The following is a 21,798-nucleotide window of genomic DNA, read 5'->3' as shown; positions in this document are numbered from 1 at the left end:
CAGGAGAGGACTTCGATGGCCGGCCACGAACACTCCCGTCATGATCATGAGCATGACCAGGCGCATGACCACGGCGGCCCCGGCGGTCACGGTGGCCACGGCGCTCACGGCGGCCACTCGCACGGCGTCTCCGCCGATGCCGACCGCCGCTGGCTGGTGAGCGCGCTCGCGCTGATCGTGGCGTTCATGGCCGGCGAGGTGGTGGTCGGCTTCGCCGCCCAGTCGCTGGCGCTGATCTCGGACGCCGCGCACATGCTCACCGACGCCATCTCGATCGTCCTCGCGCTCGTCGCCATGCGGCTGGCCGCCCGTCCGGCCCGCGGCGGCTACACCTACGGCCTCAAGCGCGCCGAGATCCTCTCCGCCCAGGTCAACGGCGTGACCCTGCTGGTGCTGTCCGCCTGGCTCGGCTACGAGGCGGTCAAGCGGCTGTTCGAGCCGCCGCAGGTGACCGGCTCGCTGGTGCTGGTCACCGCGCTGGTCGGGATCGTGGTGAACCTGGCCGCCACCTGGTGCATGTCCAAGGCCAACCGCAGCTCGCTGAACGTCGAGGGTGCCTTCCAGCACGTCCTGACCGACCTGTACGCGTTCATCGCCACCGCCGTGGCCGGCGTGATCATGGTGACCACCGGCTTCGCCCGGGCCGACTCGATCGCCTCGCTCATCGTGGTCGCGCTGATGCTGAAGGCGGGCATCGGCCTGGTCCGCGACTCCGGGCGGATCTTCCTGGAGGCCGCGCCCGCCGGCGTCGACCCGGACGCGGTGGCCGACCGGCTGGTCGCCCAGCCGCTCGTCGAGGAGATCCACGACCTGCACATCTGGGAGATCACCTCCGGCCAGCCGGCGCTCTCCGCGCACATCCTGGTCACCCCGGGCGGCGACTGTCACGCGGTGCGGCGCGGACTCCAGCGCCGGCTCGCCGACGAGTACGGGATCACCCACAGCACCCTCCAGGTCGACCACGTCGGCGAGGACGAGGCCGGCGCGCTGCTGCAGATCAGCACGCCCGGCGACCTCACCCCCGAGCACTGCGCCGACGCCCACGGCCCCGTCCACCGCGCCGGGCCGCACGAGCACTAGTCGGGCCGCACGAGCCAGGAGAGCCGTGCTGTCCGCCCGGTACGGCATGATCGGAGGCGTGACCGCACCCCGACTGATGCTGCTCGACTCCGCCAGCCTCTACTTCCGGGCCTACTTCGGCGTACCGGACACCCTGCGCTCGCCGCAGGGTGAGCCGGTCAACGCCGTCCGGGGCCTGCTGGACTTCATCGCCCGGCTGGTCCACGACCACCGGCCCGACCGGCTGGTCGCCTGCATGGACGCCGACTGGCGCCCCCAGTGGCGGGTGGACCTCATCCCCTCCTACAAGACCCACCGGGTCGCCGAGGCCGCCACGGACGGCGAGGAGGAGGTGCCGGACACGCTCGCCCCGCAGGTCCCGGTGATCGAGCAGGTGCTGGACGCGCTCGGCATCGCCCGGATCGGCTCCCCCGGCTACGAGGCGGACGACGTCATCGGCACGCTGACCGCGCGCGCCACCGGGCCGGTGCAGATCGTCACCGGCGACCGGGACCTGTTCCAGCTGGTCGACGACGCCCGCGCGATCACCGTGCTCTACCCGGTCAAGGGCATGGGCAACCTGCAGGTCACCGATGACGCGCTGCTGCTGGAGAAGTACGGCGTGCGCGGCGCCCAGTACGCCGACATGGCCGCCCTGCGCGGCGACCCGAGCGACGGCCTGCCCGGCGTCAAGGGCATCGGCGAGAAAACGGCGGCCCAGCTGATCCACGAGTACGGCGACCTCGCCGGCATCCGCACCGCCGCCCAGGACATCGGCTCCAAGCTGACCCCGGCGCGGCGCCGCAACCTCCTGGAGGCCTCGGCCTACCTGGACGTGGCGCCCACCGTGGTCCGGGTCGCCACCGACGCCCCGCTGCCCGACTTCGACCCCGCCCTGCCGGGCGAGCCGCTCGACCCGATGACCCTGGAGTCCCTCTCCGCCCGCTGGAACCTCGGCACCTCGCTGGACCGCGTCCTGGAGGCCCTGACCGGCTGATTCACCGTCCCCTCCCCCTGTGGCCCGCCGCATCGTGCGGCGGGCCCCTTGCTTTGCCCTGCCGTGAACTCTTGACCGCAATCTACTTTGCGATACAAAGTTGGTGCACTGACACGACGTCACCAGGGGTGGACATGGACACACTGCACCGGGACGACCCGGCGGAACTGCTCGCCGCGACGGAGAGCCTGCGCGCCCGGGCCCGGATCCGCCTGCGCGGCTCGGGCATCCCGCTGATCGGCCTCGGGCTGCTCGCCCTCGCCGCCGTGCCGATCGCCGGTCAGGCCTACAACTTCGCCGCCAACGGGCGCAGCATCACCTCCTACCCCTACTTCGCCTACTCCGAGTACATCGGCCTCTGCGTACCGCACTCGATCGACGGCCCGTGCCTGGAGGGCGAGTTCGACGGGGCGATCCTGCGCTTCGTCGGCTGGGGCATCTGGTACGCCCTCCTCCCGCTGGCCTGGTTCGTGCTCGCCCGCTGGTACCGGCGGCGCGGGGAGAGCCGCGGCATCGTCCCGCACCGCGGTGCCTGGCTCGGCACCGCGGCCGCGGCCGCCGTCCTGATCGCCGCCGTCCCGGTGGTCCTGGTGTCCATGCGGCGGATCCCGTTCAGCCTCCACCTCCTCGGCAACAACTACGCCTCCCCCTGGTACGTGGTCGGCGTCGGCCTGCTCCTCCTCGGCCTCACCGAGCACGACCGGCTGGTCGCCGTCACCGGGCTCGTCCACACCGCGCTGCTCACCGCCTACCTCTCGGGGCTCTGGGGCGACGGCTGGCTGCCCTGGCTCGACCGCTTCGACACCGCCTGGGCCGACGGCGCCCGGCCGAAGGCCCTGCTGCTCGCCGCGGTCCTGCTCGCCCCCGGCCTGACCCAGTGGACCGCCGGACGCCGCACGTGCACCGGATCCCGTACGGTCACCTCATGAGCGTTGCGGACGACACCGAGGAGCGGCACCCGACCCTGGCCCTGGACGACACCGTCCACCAGCGGGTCCGGCTCGGGATCCTGGCGGTCGCCCGCGAGGCCGAGAGCGTCGAGTTCGCCTTCCTCAAGCAGGAACTGGGCCTCACCGACGGCAACCTCTCCCGCCACCTCAAGGTCCTGGAGGACTCCGGCCTGATCGCCGTCAACAAGGGCTACGCCGGCCGCCGCCCGCGCACCTGGATCACCCTCACCCCCACCGGTGCCCAGGCCCTCGACCGCGAACTCCGCGCCCTGCGCGCCCTGGTCCACCGCCTCGAAGCGGCCACCCGGCCCCCGCGGTAGGGCGACCACGCGGGTGGGGTGACAGCAGGATGCCCGGGCTCCGGAGGGGAGCCCGGGCAAGGGGGGTGGGTCAGCTGACGGAGGAGTAGGCGATGATGCCGCGGCGGAGGCCGTCGATGGCCTTGCGGGCGGTCTTGCGGAGCTCCGCGTCCTCGCCGGCGGCGTCCTGGATCTGGCCGAGGACGTCGATCAGCTGCTTCGTCCAGCGGACGAAGTCGCCGGCCGGCATGTCGGCGTCGCGCAGGACGGAGTCCAGCGAGTGGCCCAGGGCCCAGCGGTAGGCGGCCCAGGCGAAGCCGAGGTCGGGTTCGCGCTGGCCGACGCCCTCGGCGGTGTTGATGCGGTGCTGCTCCTCCAGGGCGTCGAGGTGGCCCCAGATGCGGACCATCTGGCCGAGGGCGGTCTTCGCCTCGCCCTCGGGGACGCGGGGGGCGGTGGCGTCGTCGGACTGGCGGGCCTCGTACACCAACGCGGAGGCGCAGGCGGCGAGTTCGGCGGCGGCGAGGCCGCTCCACACACCCTCGCGGATGCACTCGGAGGCGAGCAGGTCGAGCTCGCCGTAGAGCCGGCCGAGCCGCTTGCCGTCGTCGGTGACGGTGTCGCCGCTGAGGTAGCCGAGGTCGGTGAGCAGGCCGCAGACCCGGTCGAAGGTGCGGGCGATGGTGTGCGTGCGGGAGCGCATCCTGCGTTCCAGCAGCTCGGTGTCGCGGTGCAGCCGGTGGTAGCGCTCGGACCAGCGGGCGTGGTCCTCGCGCTGGTCGCAGCCGTGGCAGGGGTGCTGGCGCAGGGTGGTGCGCAGCCGGCTGATCTCGGGGTCGTCGGCGGCGGCCGCGCGGCCGCGCCGGAACCGCTCGGGCTCCAGGTGGCCGGCCTTGGTGCGCAGGGCCGAAGCGAGGTCGCGGCGGGACTGCGGGCTGCGCGGGTTGAAGGACTTGGGGATGCGCAGCCGGTCCAGCGCGGCGACCGGGTGCGGGAAGTCGATCATCGCGAGCCGCTTGACCTGCCGCTCGGCGGTCAGCACCACCGGGCGCGGCCCGTCCTGGTAGTCGGGGTGGCGCGGGCCGCCGCGCGGCGAGCGGCTGACCGGCGGCAGGCCGGGGTCGAGGACCAGGGCGAGGCCGGCGAACTTGCCGGTGGGCACGTGGATGACGTCGCCGGGCTTGAGCTGCTCGATGGACTCGACGGCGGCGGCGCGGCGCTGGCTGCTGCCCTCGCGGGCGAGCTCGTTCTCGCGGTCCTTGAGCTGCCGGCGCAGCGACATGTACTCCTCGAAGTCGCCGAGGTGGCAGGTCATGGACTCGCGGTAGCCCTCCAGGCCCTCCTCGTTGCGCTGGACCTGGCGGGCGATGCCGACCACCGAGCGGTCGGCCTGGAACTGCGCGAAGGAGGTCTCCAGCAGTTCGCGCGAGCGGTGCCGGCCGAACTGGGCGACCAGGTTGACGGCCATGTTGTAGGACGGCCGGAACGAGGACTTCAGCGGGTAGGTGCGGGTGCCGGCCAGGCCGGCCAGCGCCTCCGGGTCCAGGCCGCGCTGCCACAGCACCACGGCGTGGCCCTCGACGTCGATGCCGCGCCGCCCGGCCCGGCCGGTGAGCTGGGTGTACTCGCCGGGCGTGATGTCGGCGTGGGTCTCGCCGTTCCACTTGACGAGCTTCTCCATGACGACGGAGCGCGCGGGCATGTTGATGCCCAGGGCCAGGGTCTCGGTCGCGAAGACGGCCTTGACCAGTCCCTTGACGAACAGCTCCTCGACCACCTCCTTGAACCGGGGCAGCATCCCGGCGTGGTGGGCGGCGATGCCGCGCTCCAGCCCGTCCAGCCACTCGAAGTAGCCGAGGACGTGCAGGTCCTCGTCGGGGATGTCGGCGCAGCGCTCCTCGACGAGGGCGCGCACCCGGGCGCGGTCGACGTCCTTGTTGAGGCGCAGGCCGGAGGAGAGGCACTGCTGGACGGCGGCCTCGCAGCCGGCCCGGCTGAAGATGAAGGTGATCGCGGGCAGCAGGCCCTCGGCGTCGAGCCGGTCGATGACGTCGACCCGGCCCGGGGTCCAGACCCGGCCGGGGCGGCCGTTCGGCATGGAACGGCCGCGGCCGCGGCCGAACTTGTCCCGCGGGTTGCGGTCGAGCTCGCTGCGGGCGAGGCGGACCAGTTCGGGGTTGACGGCCTTGCCGGGGTTGCGCACGTTGCCCTTGGGGCGGCCGTCCCGGTCGGGGCTGGCGAACAGGTCGTACATCCGGTTGCCGGCCATCACGTGCTGCCAGAGCGGGACCGGCCGGTGCTCGGAGACGATGACCCGGGTGCCGCCGCGGACGGTGTCCAGCCAGTCGCCGAACTCCTCGGCGTTGGAGACGGTCGCGGAGAGCGAGACCAGGGTGACGGACTCGGGGAGGTGGATGATGACCTCCTCCCAGACGGCGCCGCGGAAGCGGTCGGCGAGGTAGTGCACCTCGTCCATGACCACGTAGCCGAGGCCGTCGAGGGTGCTGGAGCCCGCGTACAGCATGTTGCGGAGCACCTCGGTGGTCATCACCACGACCGGGGCATCGCCGTTGACGGTGTTGTCGCCGGTGAGCAGGCCGACCTTGGCGGCGCCGTAGCGCCGGACGAGGTCCCCGTACTTCTGGTTGGACAGCGCCTTGATCGGCGTGGTGTAGAAGCACTTGCGCCCGCCCTGGAGGGCGAGGTGGACGGCGAACTCGCCGACGATGGTCTTGCCGGAGCCGGTGGGCGCGGCGACCAGGACGCCTTCGCCGGCCTCCAGGGCGCGACAGGCCTCCAGCTGGAAGTCGTCCAGCGGGAAGTCGTACAGCTCCTGGAAGCCGTACAGGGCGGTGGCCTGCTCCTTGGCCCGGCGGCGGGAGGCGGCGAAGGCCTCGGCGGGGCTGAGTTCCCGCTCGTCGGAGGGGTCCCGGCCGTCGGAGGACTCGCGCTCAGGGGTGTTCATCGCCGTCCGGGGGTCGCGGGGGTCGGTGGTGTGATCTCGCATCTCAGCGAGAGGTTACCCGGCGGGGCTGACATCGATAGCACCGTTTTTTCCCGGGGAAGAGATCGCTTCTCTCTCACATCCATAGTTGCAAATGTCTGCAAGCGGTCATCGGACGGCCAGCTTCGAACGACTCCGGTCATCCACGGTGACACGCCGTGCGGCCTGCCTACATTCGGTGGCACATCCCGGTGACACCCACCGGGCCCACGGGAGGTGCGGACGATGGCGAACCTGGAGACCTCGCTCAAGGAGGCCATGGCGATCGAGGGCGCGATCGGCGTCGCCCTGGTCGACTACGGCAGCGGCATGGCGCTCGGCACGCTCGGCGACGGCGGCGAACTGGACCTCAACGTCGCCGCCGCGGGCAATACCGACGTGGTGCGGGCCAAGATGCGGGCGATGGAGCACCTCAACCTGCTCGACAACGAGATCGAGGACATCCTGGTCTCCCTGACCAGCCAGTACCACCTGCTCCGCCCGCTCACCACGCAGGGCGGCCGCGGGCTGTTCCTCTTCCTCGCGCTCAACCGCGGCCGCGCCAATCTCGCGATGGCCCGCCACCAGCTGAAGCGGATCGAGACCGCGCTGGAGATCTGACGACCCGGGGACGCGCCGGTGAGGCGAACAGGGAGGGAGCGCCGTGGCGGTCGTGCTCTACCAGGCCAAGGCCGAGTTCTTCCGGATGCTCGGCCATCCCGTCCGGATCCGGGTCCTGGAGCTGCTGCAGGCCGGACCGACGCCGGTGCGCGAGCTGCTGGCGGCGCTGGAGGTCGAGCCCTCCCGCCTCTCGCAGCAGCTCGCGGTGCTGCGCCGGTCCGGCATCGTCACCGCCACCCGGGAGGGCAGCACGGTGGTGTACGCGCTGGCCGGCGGGGACGTCGCCGACCTGCTGCGGGCGGCGCGGCGGATCCTCACCGGGCTCATCGCCGACCAGCACGTGCTGCTCGCCGAGCTGCGCGCCGCCGCCGACTGAGCCGGGGAGGCGCGGCAGCGGGCGCCCGGGGCCGGCGCCCGGGGCCGGGCTAGCCGAGCAGCCCGGCCAGCCCGTCGGCCAGCACCTCGTACTCGGGCGCCCGGTTGTACAGCTGCCCGCACAGCCGCAGCACCCCGCCGCCCGGCCAGGGGCGCGCCACCGTCCGCACGGCGTGCCGGCGCCACATCGCGGCCATCAGGTCCCGCGCCTGCGGCAGCGTCTCGGCGACCCCGGGCGGCAGCCGCAGCGCGCGCATCGACAGCCCCGCCGAGGACGGCAGCGGCGCCAGCCCGGTGCGCGCGGCGACCAGCGCGGCGCCGTACCCCACCAGCTGCTCGTTGTGCGCGCGCACCGCTCCCGGGCCGAACGCCTCCAGCACGTCCAGACCCGCCGGGGCGGCCAGGTAGGGCGTGTAGTCCAGGGTCCCGCGCCACTCGACGGAGGCCGGGTAGCCCTGGTGGTCCTCCCAGGAGAGGATCAGCGGGCGGATCTTGCCGGCCCACTCCGGGCGGACCACCAGGACGCCGGTGGCCCGCGGGGCGAAGGCCCACTTGTGCAGGTTGCCGAACCAGAAGTCGGCCTCCGCCGGGACCGGGCCCGCCAGCATGCCGGGCTCGTGCGCGGCGTCCACCACGGTGGTCACGCCGCGCCCGCGCAGGGCGCGCAGCAGCTCGGGGGTGGCGATCCGGCGCGCGGTCGGCGAGGTGATGCCGTCCAGGACGGCGAGCACGGTGCGGTCGGTCACCGCGGCCAGCACCGCCTCGCGCACCGCGTCCCCGTCGGGCAGGTCCAGCGGCAGCCGCACGGTGCGCAGCTCGGCCCCGGCGTCCTCGGCGCGCCGGCGGACGGCCTCGGTGACGGTGCCGTAGCCGTGGTCGGTGACCAGGACGTGGTCCCCGGCGGCGAGCGGCACGTTGGCCAGGGTGACGGCGATCGCGTCGGTGACGTTGGGCACCAGGGCGAGCAGCTCGGGCTCGGTACCGAGGGCGGCGGCGATCCGGGCGCGGGCGCCCGCGACCCGCTCGGGCAGGTCGGCGAAGAAGCCGTCCGGGTCGGCCTCCTGCTCCCGGTGCAGCCGGCGCTGGAGGTCCTGGACCGGGACGGGGAGGGCGCCGAAGGAGCCGTGGTTGAGGTGGATCACCGCCGGGTCCAGCGAGAACAGCGCCTCGGTTCCGGGCAGCGGCTCGGGGGGTACGACGGCCTGCGGGGTCTCGGTCACTGCGTTCCTCCTGTTACCTGGATCACGTGATGTGTGACATTTCACATGTCGTCCCACTGGTCGGCGAGCCGGTCCCGCGGCGACCATCGGGCGGTGACCATCACCGACTCCTACCTCTCCCTCAGCGCCCGGACCGGCCGCTTCAGCTTCGGTGCCCCGCGAGCGATCTCGCTCAACCAGGACGGTACCCGCCTGCTGCTGCTCCGCTCCACCGGCCCCGAGGACGCGTTCGACCGCCTCCACCTCCTCGACCTCACCACCGGCGAGGAGCGCGAGGTCGCCGACCCCACCGCCCTCGCCCCCGGCCGCACCGGCGCCACCGCCGACCTTCCCCCCGTCGAGCGACGGCTGCGCGAGCGCAGCCGGCTCACCGCGGCCGGCATCGGCACCTACGCCGCCACCCCCGACCTCGCCGTCGCCGTGTTCGCCCTGGACGGCCGGCTCTTCCGCACCGAGACCGCCACCGGCCGCAGCACCGAGCTGCCCACCGCCGGCCCGGCCTTCGACCCCCGCCCGAACGCGACCGGCGAGCTCGTCGCCTACGTCGCCGACGACGCGCTCTACGTCGCCTCGGCCGACGTGCCCGGCCGCCAGCGGCTGAGCCCGGAGGACGGCGCCCGCTGGGGCGTCGCCGAGTTCGCCGCCGCCGAGGAGCTGGGCCGCCACCGCGGCCACTGGTGGCGCCCGGACGGCACCGCCGTGCTCGCCGCCCGGGTGGACGAGTCCGCCGTCCCGCCGCGCCACTTCGCCGACCCGGCCCACCCCGAGCAGGCCCCCGAGCAGTTCGCCTACCCGCAGGCCGGCGGCCCCAACGCCGACGTCCGGCTCTGGGTGCTCGGCCTGGACGGCACCCGGGTCGAACTCGACTGGGACACCGTCGCCTTCCCCTACCTGTGCGCCGCCGAGTGGGCCGGCGACGACGAGCTGCTGCTCACCGTCGCCGACCGGCTGCAGCAGAACGTGCTGCTGCTGAGCGCCGACCCGGCCACCGGATCCACCACCGAACTCTCCCGCACCACCGACGAGTTCTGGGTCGACGACCTGCCCGGCACCCCCGCCCGGCTGGACGGCGGCCGGCTGCTCACCGTCCACGACACCCCCGGCGCCCGCGGCCTGGCCCTGGACGGCAAGCCGCTGGACACCGACGGCCTGCAGATCCGCCGGGTGGTCGGCCGGCTGCGCGGCAAGCTGCTCTGCGAGACCGGCGAGGGCGACCCGTTCGACCAGCACGTCCACCTCGTCGACCCGGACGGCGGTGCCCCCGAGCGGCTCTCCGAGGGCCCCGGCGTGCACAGCGCGCTGGCCGCCGGCGAGACCCTGCTGCTCACCTCGGCCGACCAGGACGGCGTGCGCCGCGAGGCCCTCACCCCGCAGGGCGTGACCGCCCTGACGGACCGCGCCGCCGCGCTGCCGTACCGGGTGCGGCCGCGGCTGGCCCGGGTCACCGCGCGCTCGCTGCCCAGCGCCGTGGTCTACCCGCGCGGACACGTCGCCGGCCGGCAGCTGCCGGTCCTGCTCGACGTCTACGGCGGCCCCGGCTACCAGGCGGTGGCCAACGAGCCGCGCCGCTGGCAGCTCAAGCAGTGGTGGGCCGACCAGGGCTTCGCGGTGGTCACCGTCGACAACGGCGGCACCCCGTTCGTCTCCCCCGACTTCTCCCGGACGATCTTCCGCCGGTTCTCCGAGGTCGCGCTGGAGGACCAGGTCGACGCGCTGCTCGCGCTCGGCGCCGAGCACCCCGACCTCGACCTCGGCCGGGTCGGCGTGCGCGGCTGGTCCTACGGCGGCTACTTCGCGGCGATGGCCGTGCTGCGCCGCCCGGACGTCTTCCACGCGGCCTGCGCGGGCGCCCCGCCCACCGACTTCCGGCTCTACGACACCGCGTACACCGAGCGCTACCTCGGTCTGCCCCAGGAGAACCCGGAGGGCTACGCGGCCGACTGCCTGGTGGACGACGCACCCTCACTGACCCGGCCGCTGCTGCTGATCCACGGCCTGGCCGACGACAACGTGCACCCCTCGCACACCCTGCTGCTCTCCCAGGCGCTCACCCGGGCCGGCCGCCCGCACAGCCTGCTGGCCCTGCCCGGCGTCACCCACATGACCCCGGGCGGCGTGAACGAGCAGCTGGCGCAGGCCGAACTCGCCTTCCTGCGGGCCTCCCTGGGCTGATCCGCGAACGGGCGCCGGTCCGCGGTCCGGCCCGGCGCCCGTTCCGTCGTCGTGCGCGCCGGCCCTGCACGCCGCCGGGCGGCCCACCCCGGGGCCGGTGCTCGGCGTGCTCGCGCCGATCGGCGTCGCGCCGGGGTGCACGACCGGCCGGCTCTCCACGGCCCCGAGCGCCGCACGGCCCCCGTCCGGGCCGTGCGGCGCTCTCGCGTCCGCGCACCGCGCACCGCGCACCGCGAGCCTCGCCCGAAGCCCTTCCGTGTGACCCATGACATGTGAAATATTACCTGCGCTCACCCGACCACCCCCGTCCGGAAAGGACCGGTCAGTTGCGCAGACTGTCCGCGGCGTTCGCGGCCGCGCTCACCACGAGCGCGATAGCGGCCACCCTCCTCGGGTCCACCGCCCAGGCCGCCACCCCCTCCCCCACGCCCGCCCTCACCGCCGAGAGCGGCACGGGCGCCGAGGCCGGCGGCCTCGAAGCCCCGCCCGCCCCGCTCGCCCCGCAGGAGCGCGAGCGCCAGTCGCTGCGCACCAAGGCGCTGGAGCAGGTCAACAAGGGCGCCGTGGCGAAGACCACCGACCGCCGGGCGCCCGCCAAGGTGCGGGTCGGCAACGACTACGTCCAGCTCGCGCAGCAGCGCAAGGACAAGGTCTTCGTCATCCTCGCCCAGTTCGGCGACCAGGTGGACAACTCCACCCTCTACAACGGGCAGCCGCGCTACGCGGGCACCCCGGGGCCGCAGCACAACAGCATCCCCAAGCCGGGCAAGGGCGACAACCACACGCTCTGGAACCAGGACTTCAACCGGCAGTACTACCAGAAGATGTTCTTCGACGACACGCCCGGCGCGGTCTCGATGCGCAACTACTACCGCACCCAGTCCTCCGGCCGCTACGACGTCGAGGGCACCGTGAGCGACTGGGTCACCGTGCCGTGGAACGAGGCCCGCTACGGCTCCAACAAGGGCCCGCAGGGCTCCGGCGCCTGGACCCAGGGCCAGGAGTTCATCCGGGACGCCGTCAAGGCCTGGTACGACGGCGAGATCGCCAAGGGCCGCACGGCCGCCGACGTCAAGGCCGAGCTGGCCCAGTACGACGTCTACGACCGCTACGACCACGACAAGAACGGCGAGTTCGCCCAGCCCGACGGCTACCTCGACAACGTCATCGTGGTGCACGCGGGCGTCGACGAGACCTGGGGCGGCGGCGCCCAGGGCGCCGACGCGCTGTGGGCGCACCGCAGCTGGACCTTCCCGGACCCGACCGGCCAGACCGGCCCGGAGGGCAACAAGATCGGCGGCGCACCGGTCGGCGACACCGGCCTGTACGTCTACGACTACGTCCAGGCGGGCGAGAACAGCGGTGTCGGCCTGTTCGCCCACGAGTTCGGCCACAACCTCGGTCTGCCCGACCTCTACAGCACCACCGGCGGCGACAACAGCGTCAACTTCTGGTCGCTGATGTCCTCCGGCTCCTACCTCGGCAAGGGCCGCAACACCACCGGCGCCTACCCCGGTGACCTCGACGCCTGGAGCAAGCTCCAGTTCGGCTGGCTCAACTACGACGAGGCGCAGGCCGCCACCCGCTCCAGCCACGCCCTCGGCGTCAGCGGCTACAACACCGACCAGGCGCAGGCCGTCCTGGTCCACCTGCCGGACAGCACCACCAGCACCGACCTCGCCGACCCGCGCGAGGGCGGCAAGCAGTGGTGGAGCCAGACCGGTGACAACCTGGACAACGCGCTGGCCCGCGACGTCGACCTCACCGCGGTCACCGGCCCGGCCGCGCTCGACGCCGCCGTCTGGTACGACATCGAGCAGGACTACGACTTCCTGACCGTCGAGGCCTCCACCGACGGCGGCCAGCGCTGGACGGCCCTGCCCGGCACCGTGGACGGCGCCCCGATCGGCAGCACCAGCGCCAACGTCCCCGGCCTGAGCGGCACGTCCGGCGCCTACCGGCAGCTGCACATCCCGCTGGACGGCTACGCCGGGAAGAATGTCCGGCTGCGCTTCCACGTCACCTCGGACGGCAACACCCACGGCAAGGGCGTCCTGGTCGACGCGGTGAAGATCACCGCCGGCGGCACCGAGCTGTTCGCCGACGGCGCCGAGAACGGCACGGCCGGCTGGGTCAGCACCGGCTTCACCATCGTCACCGGCCGCACCTTCGTCCAGCAGCACCCGCGCGCCTACCTGGTGGAGAACCGCCGCTACACCGGCTACGGCGAGTTCCTGAAGACCGGGCCGTACAGCTTCGGCTACTCCGGCGTCGACGGCAAGAAGGACATCGTCGACAACTACCCCTACCAGGAGGGCGTGCTCATCTGGCTCTGGGACACCGCCTACGGCGACAACAACACCAAGGACCACCTGGGCGGCGGCCAGATCCTGCCGATCGACGCCCGTCCGACGCCGGTCCGCTTCGCCGACGGCACCCTGGTCAACGGCCGGGCGCAGACCTACGACGCGACCTTCTCGCTGAAGCCGACCACCGCGTTCACCCTGCACAAGGCGGGCGTCCCGGTGCGGATCGAGTCCAAGCCCGCCGTCCCGGTCTTCAACGACCACAGCGGCGTCTACCGGGACCCGGCCACCCCGCAGCTCGCGGTGAACGTCCCGGACACCAACACCAAGATCGAGGTCGTCCGCGAGGCCCAGGGCGGGCGGATCACCACCGTCCGGGTGGGCCCGGCCTCCTGACCCGCGCGTCCTGACGCGCCCAGTACCCCCGGTGTCCTGAGCACCGGGTCTCCCGTGGAAGACAGGTACCACGGAAGAAACGGCCGCCCCGGTCCTCCCCCACGGAGGGCCGGGGCGGCCGCGCTTCCCGCTCAGCGCGCCTCCGCACGCCCCCGCCGCAGGCTCATCGCGGCCGTGACGGTGCCGAACACCGTCAGCGCGCCGAGCCCGAACACCATGTACCGGGCGCCGTCCAGCGTGGAGTCCCCGCCGATGCTCACCAGCGTCCCGGCCAGCGCCGAGCTCACCGAGAAGGCGATCAGCTGGGTGGTATTGAGCCCGGCCGCCGCCTTGGCGCCCTCCGCCTCGTCGTCCGTGCTGCGCATCGCCGTGACGCTCAGGTGCGGGAAGGCGATGCCGATGCCCGTCCCGCCCGCGACCAGCACCAGCGCCCACAGCAGCACCCGCCCGCCGGAGGCCGAGCCCGTCTGCAGCAGGCCGTACGCCAGCAGGCCCGCCGTCAGCACCGCCGGGCCGCAGCGGATCGCCAGCTCGCGGGCCCGCTCCGAGCCCATGTTGACGCTGAACAGCTGCGCGGACGTCCAGCCCACCGACACCGTCGCCCCCAGGAACCCGGCCGCCAGCGGGCTCAGCCCGCCCAGCTCCTGGCCGAACAGCGGGATGAAGGTCTCGGTCATCACGCCCGTGCAGTACACCGCGACGGTCAGGTAGATCCACTTCAGGTGGTTGCCGCGCCGGTAGGTGTGCTTCGGCAGGACGGTCGCCGCGCCGCCGCGCTCGGCCAGCACGAAGCCGGCCAGCAGCGCCAGGCCCAGCACGATGCAGAGCACCGTCGCCCAGCCGCGCGGCACCGTCGAACTGATGCTGAAGGTGGCCGCCGCCAGGGTCAGCAGCAGCAGCGAGGCCAGCGGCAGCGGCTCGGTCGCCCGCCCCGTCCCGGACGGCCCGGGCAGCGAGCGCCGGGCCAGCACCGCCAGCACCACGGCCGCCGCCAGCAGCAGCAGATAGGCCCCGCGCCACAGGCCCAGTTCGGCGAAGAGGCCGCCCAGCGAGGGGCCGACCAGCGTGCCTACGCCCCACATCGCCGACACCAGCCCGGCCGCCCTGGTCCACAGCCGCTCCGGCAGCGCGGTGCGGATCACCGCGTAGCCGAGGCCGGCCATCAGCCCGCCGCCCAGGCCCTGGACCACCCGGCCGACGATCAGGACCTCGATCGAGGGACTGGCCGCGGTCAGCCCGGCGCCGCCGGCGAACACCAGGAACCCGGCCAGGTAGGCGCGCGAGGGCCCGAGCCGGGCCAGCAGCCGGCTGACCAGCATCGCGGAGATCACCGCGGAGATCAGGAAGCCGGTCGCCACCCACGCGTAGTAGCGGGCGCCGCCGATGTCCTCGACGATCGAGGGCAGCAGGGCGGCGGTGAAGTAGAGGTTCATCGCGTAGAGGGCGACACCGCCGGCGAGGATCGAGGCCTGGGCGGCGAACTGCCGGGAGAACAGTCCGCCCCAGCCGCCGGAGGAGGCCGGCGGCCCCGTGTCCGCAGGGTGACGTCCCTGGTCGGAGGGGGTGGAGGCGGTCTGGGCGGGCGAGGATTCGGTCACGCTTCGGTACGGTAGTAGCTCAAGAGAACTTGAAGTCAAGGAGGCTCATGGACGGCACCGCGGACCTCCCTGGGAGCCCGGAGCCCCGGCCCCGCCCGGCCGATCTGCTGACCGTCGGCGAGGTCGCCCGGCGGGCCGGTGTGGCCGCCTCCGCCGTGCGGTTCTACGAGGACCAGGGGCTGATCGCCTCCGAACGGACCTCCGGCAACCAGCGCCGCTACCACCGGCACGTGCTGCGCCGGCTCTCGCTGATCCTGGTCGCCAAGCGGCTCGGCATCCCGCTGGCCGAGGTGGCCGAGGTGTTCGCCGGGCTGCCCGCCGACCGGATGCCGGACAAGCGGGACTGGGAGCGGATCTCGCGCCGCTGGGCGGCGCTGCTCGCGGCCCGGCGCCGGGAGATCGAGCGGCTGGAGAGCGAACTGACCGGCTGCATCGGCTGCGGCTGCCTCTCGCTGCGCCGCTGCCGGGTGCTCAACCCGCGGGACGCGCTCGCCGCCGACGGGCCCGGCCCGCGCCGGCTGCCCTCCGAGGAGTCCGGCCCCGCCCCCGGCTGAGGCCGTGGACCCCGGGGCCGGAACGCCGAAGGGCCGGAACGCCGAAGGGCCCGCCGGGACCGACGACCCAGGTCGGTCCGGCAGGCCCGGCGCACCCGGCCACTGGGGGTGGCCGGGTGGACCCGGTCGGACGCGGCCCTCATCAGGCTCCCCGCCGCGCCCGACCGGGCGTTCTGTGGGGCGCGCGGAGACGTCGCTCCGCGCGCGGGTGGTGCCGTACCGCCCGTTGTGGGGGTGGCCGGACGGTACGGCGGTCGAGCCGCGGCCGGGAGCGCGCCCATCGGCGGGCGCTCGCGGCCGCGAGACCGTGTCCCGGGTCAGTTCTCCGGGAAGTGGCAGGCCGCCTCACGGCCGCCCGGACCGGCGATCTGCAGCAGCGGACGCTCCGTGCGGCAGATCTCCTGGGCCTTCGGGCAGCGCGGGTGGAAGCTGCACCCGGACGGCGGGTCGGCGGGGCTCGGCGGGTCGCCGAGCAGCACGATCCGCTCGCGCTCGCGTTCCGCCGCCGGGTCCGGCAGCGGCACCGCCGAGAGCAGCGCCCTGGTGTACGGGTGCGCGGGGTTGCCGTACACCTGGTGCTTGTCGCCGATCTCGACGATCCGGCCGAGGTACATCACCGCGACCCGGTCGCAGACCCGCTTGACCACCGAGAGGTCGTGCGCGATGAAGATGTACGCCAGCCCGAGCTCGTCCTGGAGCCGCTCCATCAGGTTGACCACCTGGGCCTGGATGGAGACGTCCAGCGCGGAGACCGGCTCGTCGGCGACCACCAGCCGGGGCGAGGTGGCCAGCGAGCGGGCGATGCCGATGCGCTGGGCCTGGCCGCCGGAGAACTCGTGCGGGTAGCGGTCCAGGTGCTCGGGGATGAGACCGACCAGTTCCATCAGCTCGGCGGCCCGCTTGCGGGCGTCGGCCGCGCCGGTGCCCTGGACCAGCAACGGCTCGGAGATGATCCGGGCCACCGTCTGGCGGGGGTTGAGCGAGGAGTACGGGTCCTGGAACACCATCTGCAGGTGCTTGCGGTGCGGGCGCAGCTGGGCCTGGGTCAGGCCGCCGATCTCGGTGCCGTCGAAGGTGACGGTTCCGGAGGTCGGGTCGCTCAGCCGGACGATCATGCGCCCGGTGGTGGACTTCCCGCAACCGGACTCGCCGACCAGGCCGAGGGTCTCGCCGGCGCCGACGTCGAAGCTCACCCCGTCCACCGCGCGGATCGGGGCGCCGGCCTTGCCGGTGCGCGAACGGCGGCCGGGGAAGGTCTTCACCAGGTCCCGGACGGACAGCAGGGGCTGGGCCGGGTCGGTCGTCGCGGTCATCCCAGGGCTCCTTCCGGCACCAGCGGCAGGTGACAGGCGGCCTGGTGGCCGGGCGAGAGCGGACCGAACTGCGGGCGCTCGGACAGGCAGCGGGCGTGCTCCTCGGCGGTGGCGGCGGTGGTGCGGGCGCAGCGCGGGGCGAAGGAGCAGCCGGGGGCGGGGGCGATCAGCGACGGCGGGCTGCCGGGGATGGCCCGCAGCGGGGCGTCGTCGGTGTCGTCCAGGCGGGGCAGCGAGTCGAGCAGCCCTCGGGTGTACGGGTGCGCGGGGGCGGCGAACAGCCGGTCCACGGTCGCCTGTTCGGCGGCGCGGCCGCCGTACATGACGAGCACTTCGTGGGCGACCCGGGCGACCACGCCCAGGTCGTGGGTGATCATCACGACGCCGAGGCCGCGCTCCTGCTGGATCTTGGCGATCAGATCGAGGATCTGGGCCTGGACGGTGACGTCGAGCGCGGTGGTCGGCTCGTCGGCGATCAGCAGTTCGGGTTCGCAGGCGAGCCCCATCGCGATCATCACGCGCTGGCGCATGCCGCCGGAGAACTGGTGCGGGTACTCGTCGACCCGGCGGGCCGGCTCGGGGATGCCCACCTCGGCGAGCATCTCGATCGCGCGCTGCCGCCCGGCCTTGCGGGAGGCCTTGAAGTGCACCCGGTAGTGCTCGGCGATCTGCTCCCCGACGGTGTAGAAGGGGTGCAGGCTGGACAGCGGATCCTGGAAGATCATCGCGATCCGCCGGCCCCGGACGGCGCCGAGGGCCTTCTCGCTGAGGCCGTTGAGCTCCTGGCCGTGCAGCCGGATCGAGCCGCCGACCTCGGCACCGCGGTGCAGGCCCATGACGGCGAGCGAGGTGACGGACTTTCCGCTGCCGGACTCCCCGACCAGGCCGAGGGTCTTCCCGGCCTCGACGGTGAAGTTGATGCCGTCGACGGCCCGGACGGTGCCGCGCGGGGTGTTGAAGGAGACCTTGAGGTCTTCGACCTCCAGAAGGGCGGTCATCAGTACCTCACTCTCGGGTCGACGAATGCGTAGAGCACGTCGACCAGCAGGTTCGCGACCACGATGAAGAAGGCCGCGAGCAGCGTGACGCCGAGGATGACGGGCTGGTCGGAGCGGAGCAGCCCGTCGTAGAAGAGGCGTCCGATGCCGGGCAGGCCGAAGATGGACTCGGTGATGACGGCGCCGGCGAGCAGGCCGCCGAGGTCCATGCCGAAGATGGTGAGGATCGGCGTCATGCCGGAGCGCAGCCCGTGCTTGACGGTGACCGTGCGGGACGGCATGCCCTTGGCGCGGGCGGTGCGGATGTACGGCTCGGACATCGCCTCGATCATCGAGTTGCGGCTCTGCCGCGCGTACTGGGCCGCGTACAGCAGGGCCAGCGCGATCCAGGGCAGCAGCAGGTTGGAGCCCCATTCGAGGGGGTTGTCGGTGAACTTGTGGTACGAGGGGTAGGGCAGCAGGCCGGCGCTGCGCACGACGCCCCAGATCAGCATGATCGAGGTGAAGTAGACGGGCAGCGAGGCGGTGCCGACCGAGAGCACCATCAGGATCTTGTCGGTCGGCTTGCCCTTGCGCAGCGCCGAGGAGACGCCGGCGCCGAGGCCGAGGACCAGCCAGAGCACCGCCGCGCCGAGGGCGAGCGAGACGGAGACCGGCAGGCGGTCGACGAGCAGGTCCCAGACCGGCAGCGAGTACTCGTAGGAGTAGCCGAGGCAGGGGAAGCCGCAGTGGGCGGCGCTGGGGCCGGTGCCGTAGTCGCGGCCGGCCACGATGCCGGCCAGGTAGGCGCCGAACTGTTCCCAGACCGGCTTGTCCAGGCCCATCGCCGCCTTGACCTCGGCGAGCCGGTCGGGGCTGCAGGTCTTGCCGCAGGCGGCCGCCGCCGGGTCGTTGGGCAGCAGGTAGAAGATGGTGAAGGTGATGGCGCAGATGGCCAGCAGGATGCCGACCACGCCGATCAGCCGGCGGCCGAGGTACAGGATCACGACCGGCCCCCCTTCGGGTCGAGGATGTCGCGCAGCGCGTCACCGAGCAGCGTGAACGCGAGCACGGCGATGAAGAGGAAGACCGTCGGGATCATGAAGTACGTCGGGTCGGTCTCGTAGTGGACGATCGACTCGGCGATCATCTGGCCCCAGGAGGCCGTCGGCGGGCGGACGCCGACACCGAGGTAGGAGAGCGCGGCCTCGGTGGCGATCATGCCGGGGATCAGCAGCGTGGTGTACGCGATGATCGGGCCGGAGACGTTCGGCAGGATCTCCCGGGTGAGGATGCGCCAGGAGCGGGCGCCGCCGACCTTGGCCGCCTCGACGTACTCGCGGTGCTTGAGCGACAGGGTCTGGCCGCGGACCACGCGGGCGATGCCGGGCCAGCCGAACAGGCCGATCACCGTGGTCATCAGCAGGATGCGGTTGACGTCCTTGGCCACCGACATCATCGCGATCATGAAGATCAGCGACGGGAAGGACATCGTGAGGTCCATCAGCCGGGACAGCACGCTGTCGACGCGGCCGCCGAAGTAGCCGGCCGCGATGCCGGCCAGGGTGCCGGCGATCACGACGAGGGCGGTGGCGGTGAAGGCGATCAGCAGCGACACCTGGCCGCCGTGCAGGACCCGGGCGAAGAGGTCGCGGCCGGTGACCGGCTCGACGCCGAACCAGTGCCGCGCCCCCATGCCGCCGAAGTCGCCCTTGGGCAGACCGCCCAGGTAGGCGTCCACGGCGCGCTTGTCGAACTCCTCGGGGGACCAGCCGCCGAGCGAGCTCAGCGGGCCGGCCAGCACCGCCATCAGGATCAGGAGGGCGACGGTGATCAGCCCGAACCGGGCCGAGCCCTTGGCCCACAGCTGGTCCCAGACCAGCCGCCAGGGCCCGCGCCCGGAGGGCTTCGCGGGGCCCGCCGCCGCGACGGGCGCGGCGGCGGGCTCAGTGGTAGTACTCATCTGGCGACGGCCCCTCAGCCCTGGTTCTTCGAGGGGTCCTTGAGGCCGATGACGGCCATGTCGAGCATCCCGGCGTAACCGGAGTTGCCGAACGCGCCGGCCACGTTGGTGCCGACCAGGAGCGGGCGGCGCTCCCACATCAGCGGGACGGCCGGGGCCTTCTTCATGATGTCCTCGTCCAGCTTCTGCCAGGCCTTGTTGGCCTCCGCGACGTCCGTCAGGCCCGCGATGCGGTCCATCTCGTCCATCGTGGCCTGGTCCTTGAACTGGCTGTAGTTGCCCTGGTTGCCCTTCTCCTTGATCGTCCGGCCGTCGAACAGGAACGGGGCGAAGGTCGAGCCGGACGGGTAGTCCGGGCACCAGCCCTGGATCAGCAGCTCGGGGGCGTTCTTGATGTCGCCGATGGTGTCGGCGAAGGCGGACGGGTCGACCGTGTTGACGGTGACCTGGATGCCGGCCTTGGAGAGCGACTGCTGGATGGCCTCGGCGCGGACCTTGTCGCCGAGCGAGACGGTGAGCTGGAGCTTGAGGTCGGTCTTGCCGGCCTCCTTCAGCATCGCCTTCGCCTTCTCCGGGTCACCGGCGGCGGGGACCTTCAGCGGGTCGCCCTTGACGCCGCCGGCCAGCGACGGCGGCAGGAAGGTGGTGGCGACGTCGGCCATCGTCGGGCCGCCGAACGCGGTGACCTGGGCCTCGCGGTCGACCGCCCACATCATCGCCTCGCGGACCTTCGGGTCGTCGAAGGGCGCCTTGGCGGTGTTGAGGTAGAGGCTGTCGGTACAGCCGGTCACCTCGGCGATCATGCGGGACTTGACGTCCTCCTTGGGCAGCACCTTCGGCACCGACTCGGGGCGCATCCACGGCATCTCGATCGCGTTGGCGTCGGCGCCGTCGCTGGCGATGATCCGGTCGTCGGCCTGGCCGCCCTTGATGCCCTGGGTGACCACGATCTTGTCCGGGTAGGCCTTGCGGACGGTGTCGGTGGAGGTGTCCCAGTTGCTGTTGCGGACCAGCACCAGCTGCTTGCCGCGGTCATAGGTGTCGATCTTGTACGGGCCGGAGGAGAACGGCCGCTGGTCGTACTGGGTGCCCTTCTCCTGCGACTGCGGGACCGGCGCGAAGGTGGGCAGCGTCGCGGTGTAGGAGAACTCGGCGACCGGGCGCTTGAGGTGGAAGACGATGGTCTTGTCGTCCGGCGTCTCGATGCTCGGCAGGTGCTCGCCGGTCAGCGGGCCCTTGTAGTTCTCGCCGCCGGCCAGGTACTGCGCGGCGTAGTCGGGGCCGCCGGTGAGGTCCGCGGCGAACGAGCGCTCGACGTTGTACTTGATGTCGGCCGACTTGATCGGGGTGCCGTCCTCGTACTTGACGCCGTCCTTCAGGGTGAAGGTCCAGGTCTTGCCGCCGTCGGAGGGGCGGCCGACGTCGGTGGCGAGGTCCGGGACGATCTCGCTGCCGGCGGGGCCCGGCTCGGCCTTGAAGGTGACCAGGGTGCGGTAGAGCAGCCGGGTACCGAAGTCCATGGTCGGCAGCACCCAGTTGCGGGCCGGGTCGAGGTGCGCGAAGTCCTGGTTGGTGAGGACGTGCAGGGTGCCGCCCTTGACCGGCGTACCGCCGACGACCGAGCCGGCTGCGGCACCCGGGGCCTTGGTGGAGGCGGCGGTGCCGCCGTCCGAGGTGTCGCTCTTGTCCTTGTCGCCGCAGGCCGCGAGACCGAGGGAGAGTGCCGCCGCGATGGCCGCCGCGATGGCGGTCTGGGTACGCCTGTTCATATCTGATCTCCGCAGTGGGGGGCCGCCGTGAAGGCCCGTCGTCCGCCCCGGGGGTGGATCCGGGACCAGCCGTGGAGGGCGACCTCAGGGGGTCTAGCCGCTCCGCGGTGTGACCCGTAACATAGTAATGTGAAATTGCACTGCACAAGAGGTGACGCGACCCGTTACCGAGCTGTGTCCGTGCCGCCCCCCACCTCCCCCTCATCCGCACCACCCGCTTAGGAGCCACCCGGTGACCCTCCGTCA

The 21,798-nt window shown here is 72.9% G+C and carries 17 protein-coding genes; 9 read left to right on the top strand and 8 right to left on the bottom strand.

The annotated features are described in order from the left end of the window. Window positions 1-15: 15 nt before the first annotated feature. The 4 genes from ACFVVU_RS33270 (at window position 16) to ACFVVU_RS33255 (ending at window position 3,326) form a co-directional block, all read left to right on the top strand. Window positions 16-1,080, top strand: coding sequence for a cation diffusion facilitator family transporter (locus ACFVVU_RS33270; protein ID WP_387793791.1), 1,065 nt, complete (start codon window positions 16-18; stop codon window positions 1,078-1,080). A 76-nt stretch (window positions 1,081-1,156) separates the two neighbouring features. Next, window positions 1,157-2,056 (top strand): 5'-3' exonuclease H3TH domain-containing protein, encoded by a 900-nt coding sequence (locus ACFVVU_RS33265; RefSeq protein ID WP_380682770.1) that lies wholly within the window; start codon window positions 1,157-1,159, stop codon window positions 2,054-2,056. A gap of 134 nt (window positions 2,057-2,190) precedes the next feature. Then, window positions 2,191-2,985, top strand: a complete 795-nt coding sequence (locus ACFVVU_RS33260; protein WP_387793790.1) for a hypothetical protein — start codon at window positions 2,191-2,193, stop codon at window positions 2,983-2,985. After that, window positions 2,982-3,326, top strand: coding sequence for a winged helix-turn-helix domain-containing protein (locus ACFVVU_RS33255; protein ID WP_380682764.1), 345 nt, complete (start codon window positions 2,982-2,984; stop codon window positions 3,324-3,326). The genes ACFVVU_RS33260 and ACFVVU_RS33255 overlap by 4 nt, the downstream gene beginning before the upstream one ends. A gap of 70 nt (window positions 3,327-3,396) precedes the next feature. Here ACFVVU_RS33255 and ACFVVU_RS33250 read toward each other — a convergent pair whose 3' ends face one another. Further along, window positions 3,397-6,270, bottom strand: a complete 2,874-nt coding sequence (locus tag ACFVVU_RS33250) for a DEAD/DEAH box helicase (RefSeq protein ID WP_387793798.1) — start codon at window positions 6,268-6,270, stop codon at window positions 3,397-3,399. 264 nt (window positions 6,271-6,534) lie between these two features. On the opposite strand from ACFVVU_RS33250, the gene ACFVVU_RS33245 reads away from it, so the two are divergent. Further along, on the top strand, window positions 6,535-6,909 hold the full coding sequence (locus ACFVVU_RS33245; RefSeq protein ID WP_344322143.1) for a hypothetical protein: 375 nt from the start codon (window positions 6,535-6,537) through the stop codon (window positions 6,907-6,909). 43 nt (window positions 6,910-6,952) lie between these two features. Continuing rightward, window positions 6,953-7,285 (top strand): ArsR/SmtB family transcription factor, encoded by a 333-nt coding sequence (locus tag ACFVVU_RS33240; RefSeq protein WP_380682765.1) that lies wholly within the window; start codon window positions 6,953-6,955, stop codon window positions 7,283-7,285. A 49-nt stretch (window positions 7,286-7,334) separates the two neighbouring features. Here ACFVVU_RS33240 and ACFVVU_RS33235 read toward each other — a convergent pair whose 3' ends face one another. Continuing rightward, window positions 7,335-8,504, bottom strand: a complete 1,170-nt coding sequence (locus tag ACFVVU_RS33235) for an aminotransferase class V-fold PLP-dependent enzyme (protein ID WP_380682766.1) — start codon at window positions 8,502-8,504, stop codon at window positions 7,335-7,337. Window positions 8,505-8,597: 93 nt separating this feature from the next. Here ACFVVU_RS33235 and ACFVVU_RS33230 point away from each other — a divergent pair, with 93 nt between their 5' ends. Together ACFVVU_RS33230 and ACFVVU_RS33225 are read left to right on the top strand one after the other, a co-directional pair. Beyond that, the gene (locus tag ACFVVU_RS33230; RefSeq protein WP_380682767.1) at window positions 8,598-10,676 is read left to right on the top strand and encodes a prolyl oligopeptidase family serine peptidase; all 2,079 of its coding nucleotides are present in this window, start codon (window positions 8,598-8,600) and stop codon (window positions 10,674-10,676) included. Between the two features lie 326 nt (window positions 10,677-11,002). Further along, window positions 11,003-13,378, top strand: a complete 2,376-nt coding sequence (locus ACFVVU_RS33225; protein WP_387793789.1) for an immune inhibitor A domain-containing protein — start codon at window positions 11,003-11,005, stop codon at window positions 13,376-13,378. A 131-nt stretch (window positions 13,379-13,509) separates the two neighbouring features. Here the strand turns inward: ACFVVU_RS33225 and ACFVVU_RS33220 are convergent, their stop codons facing one another. After that, window positions 13,510-14,976 carry an MFS transporter gene (locus ACFVVU_RS33220; RefSeq protein WP_387793788.1) on the bottom strand — a complete coding sequence of 489 codons (1,467 nt, stop codon included), beginning with the start codon at window positions 14,974-14,976 and terminating at the stop codon, window positions 13,510-13,512. Window positions 14,977-15,023: 47 nt separating this feature from the next. On the opposite strand from ACFVVU_RS33220, the gene soxR reads away from it, so the two are divergent. After that, window positions 15,024-15,530: a redox-sensitive transcriptional activator SoxR gene (soxR, locus tag ACFVVU_RS33215; RefSeq protein ID WP_387793787.1), complete on the top strand. Its 507-nt coding sequence runs from the start codon at window positions 15,024-15,026 to the stop codon at window positions 15,528-15,530. 317 nt (window positions 15,531-15,847) lie between these two features. Here the strand turns inward: soxR and ACFVVU_RS33210 are convergent, their stop codons facing one another. From ACFVVU_RS33210 to ACFVVU_RS33190, 5 genes are read right to left on the bottom strand one after another with little or no spacing between them, the layout of a single operon-like run. Then, window positions 15,848-16,843 carry an ABC transporter ATP-binding protein gene (locus tag ACFVVU_RS33210; protein ID WP_380689150.1) on the bottom strand — a complete coding sequence of 332 codons (996 nt, stop codon included), beginning with the start codon at window positions 16,841-16,843 and terminating at the stop codon, window positions 15,848-15,850. Further along, the gene (locus ACFVVU_RS33205; RefSeq protein ID WP_380689152.1) at window positions 16,840-17,841 is read right to left on the bottom strand and encodes an ABC transporter ATP-binding protein; all 1,002 of its coding nucleotides are present in this window, start codon (window positions 17,839-17,841) and stop codon (window positions 16,840-16,842) included. The genes ACFVVU_RS33210 and ACFVVU_RS33205 overlap by 4 nt, the downstream gene beginning before the upstream one ends. Continuing rightward, window positions 17,841-18,827, bottom strand: coding sequence for an ABC transporter permease (locus tag ACFVVU_RS33200; protein WP_355370934.1), 987 nt, complete (start codon window positions 18,825-18,827; stop codon window positions 17,841-17,843). The genes ACFVVU_RS33205 and ACFVVU_RS33200 overlap by 1 nt, the downstream gene beginning before the upstream one ends. Further along, the gene (locus ACFVVU_RS33195; protein WP_380715454.1) at window positions 18,824-19,783 is read right to left on the bottom strand and encodes an ABC transporter permease; all 960 of its coding nucleotides are present in this window, start codon (window positions 19,781-19,783) and stop codon (window positions 18,824-18,826) included. The genes ACFVVU_RS33200 and ACFVVU_RS33195 overlap by 4 nt, the downstream gene beginning before the upstream one ends. Window positions 19,784-19,797: 14 nt before the next feature. Next, on the bottom strand, window positions 19,798-21,552 hold the full coding sequence (locus ACFVVU_RS33190) for an ABC transporter substrate-binding protein (RefSeq protein WP_355370939.1): 1,755 nt from the start codon (window positions 21,550-21,552) through the stop codon (window positions 19,798-19,800). Between the last annotated feature and the right edge of the window lie 246 nt (window positions 21,553-21,798).

The sequence above is a fragment of the Kitasatospora sp. NPDC057965 genome, assembly GCF_042887135.1.
Classification (GTDB): Bacteria; Actinomycetota; Actinomycetes; order Streptomycetales; family Streptomycetaceae; genus Kitasatospora.
This window is presented reverse-complemented; position numbering and strand designations above follow the sequence as displayed.

What these genes read in the sequence shown, in the direction of transcription:
- ACFVVU_RS33205 (WP_380689152.1), bottom strand. Translation starts at nt 17,841, where the DNA reads ATGACCGCCCTTCTGGAGGTCGAAGACCTCAAGGTCTCCTTCAACACC.
- ACFVVU_RS33210 (WP_380689150.1), bottom strand. Translation starts at nt 16,843, where the DNA reads ATGACCGCGACGACCGACCCGGCCCAGCCCCTGCTGTCCGTCCGGGAC.
- ACFVVU_RS33195 (WP_380715454.1), bottom strand. Translation starts at nt 19,783, where the DNA reads ATGAGTACTACCACTGAGCCCGCCGCCGCGCCCGTCGCGGCGGCGGGC.
- ACFVVU_RS33245 (WP_344322143.1), top strand. Translation starts at nt 6,535, where the DNA reads ATGGCGAACCTGGAGACCTCGCTCAAGGAGGCCATGGCGATCGAGGGC.
- ACFVVU_RS33260 (WP_387793790.1), top strand. Translation starts at nt 2,191, where the DNA reads ATGGACACACTGCACCGGGACGACCCGGCGGAACTGCTCGCCGCGACG.
- ACFVVU_RS33190 (WP_355370939.1), bottom strand. Translation starts at nt 21,552, where the DNA reads ATGAACAGGCGTACCCAGACCGCCATCGCGGCGGCCATCGCGGCGGCA.
- ACFVVU_RS33270 (WP_387793791.1), top strand. Translation starts at nt 16, where the DNA reads ATGGCCGGCCACGAACACTCCCGTCATGATCATGAGCATGACCAGGCG.
- ACFVVU_RS33250 (WP_387793798.1), bottom strand. Translation starts at nt 6,270, where the DNA reads ATGAACACCCCTGAGCGCGAGTCCTCCGACGGCCGGGACCCCTCCGAC.
- ACFVVU_RS33265 (WP_380682770.1), top strand. Translation starts at nt 1,157, where the DNA reads ATGCTGCTCGACTCCGCCAGCCTCTACTTCCGGGCCTACTTCGGCGTA.
- ACFVVU_RS33255 (WP_380682764.1), top strand. Translation starts at nt 2,982, where the DNA reads ATGAGCGTTGCGGACGACACCGAGGAGCGGCACCCGACCCTGGCCCTG.
- soxR (WP_387793787.1), top strand. Translation starts at nt 15,024, where the DNA reads ATGGACGGCACCGCGGACCTCCCTGGGAGCCCGGAGCCCCGGCCCCGC.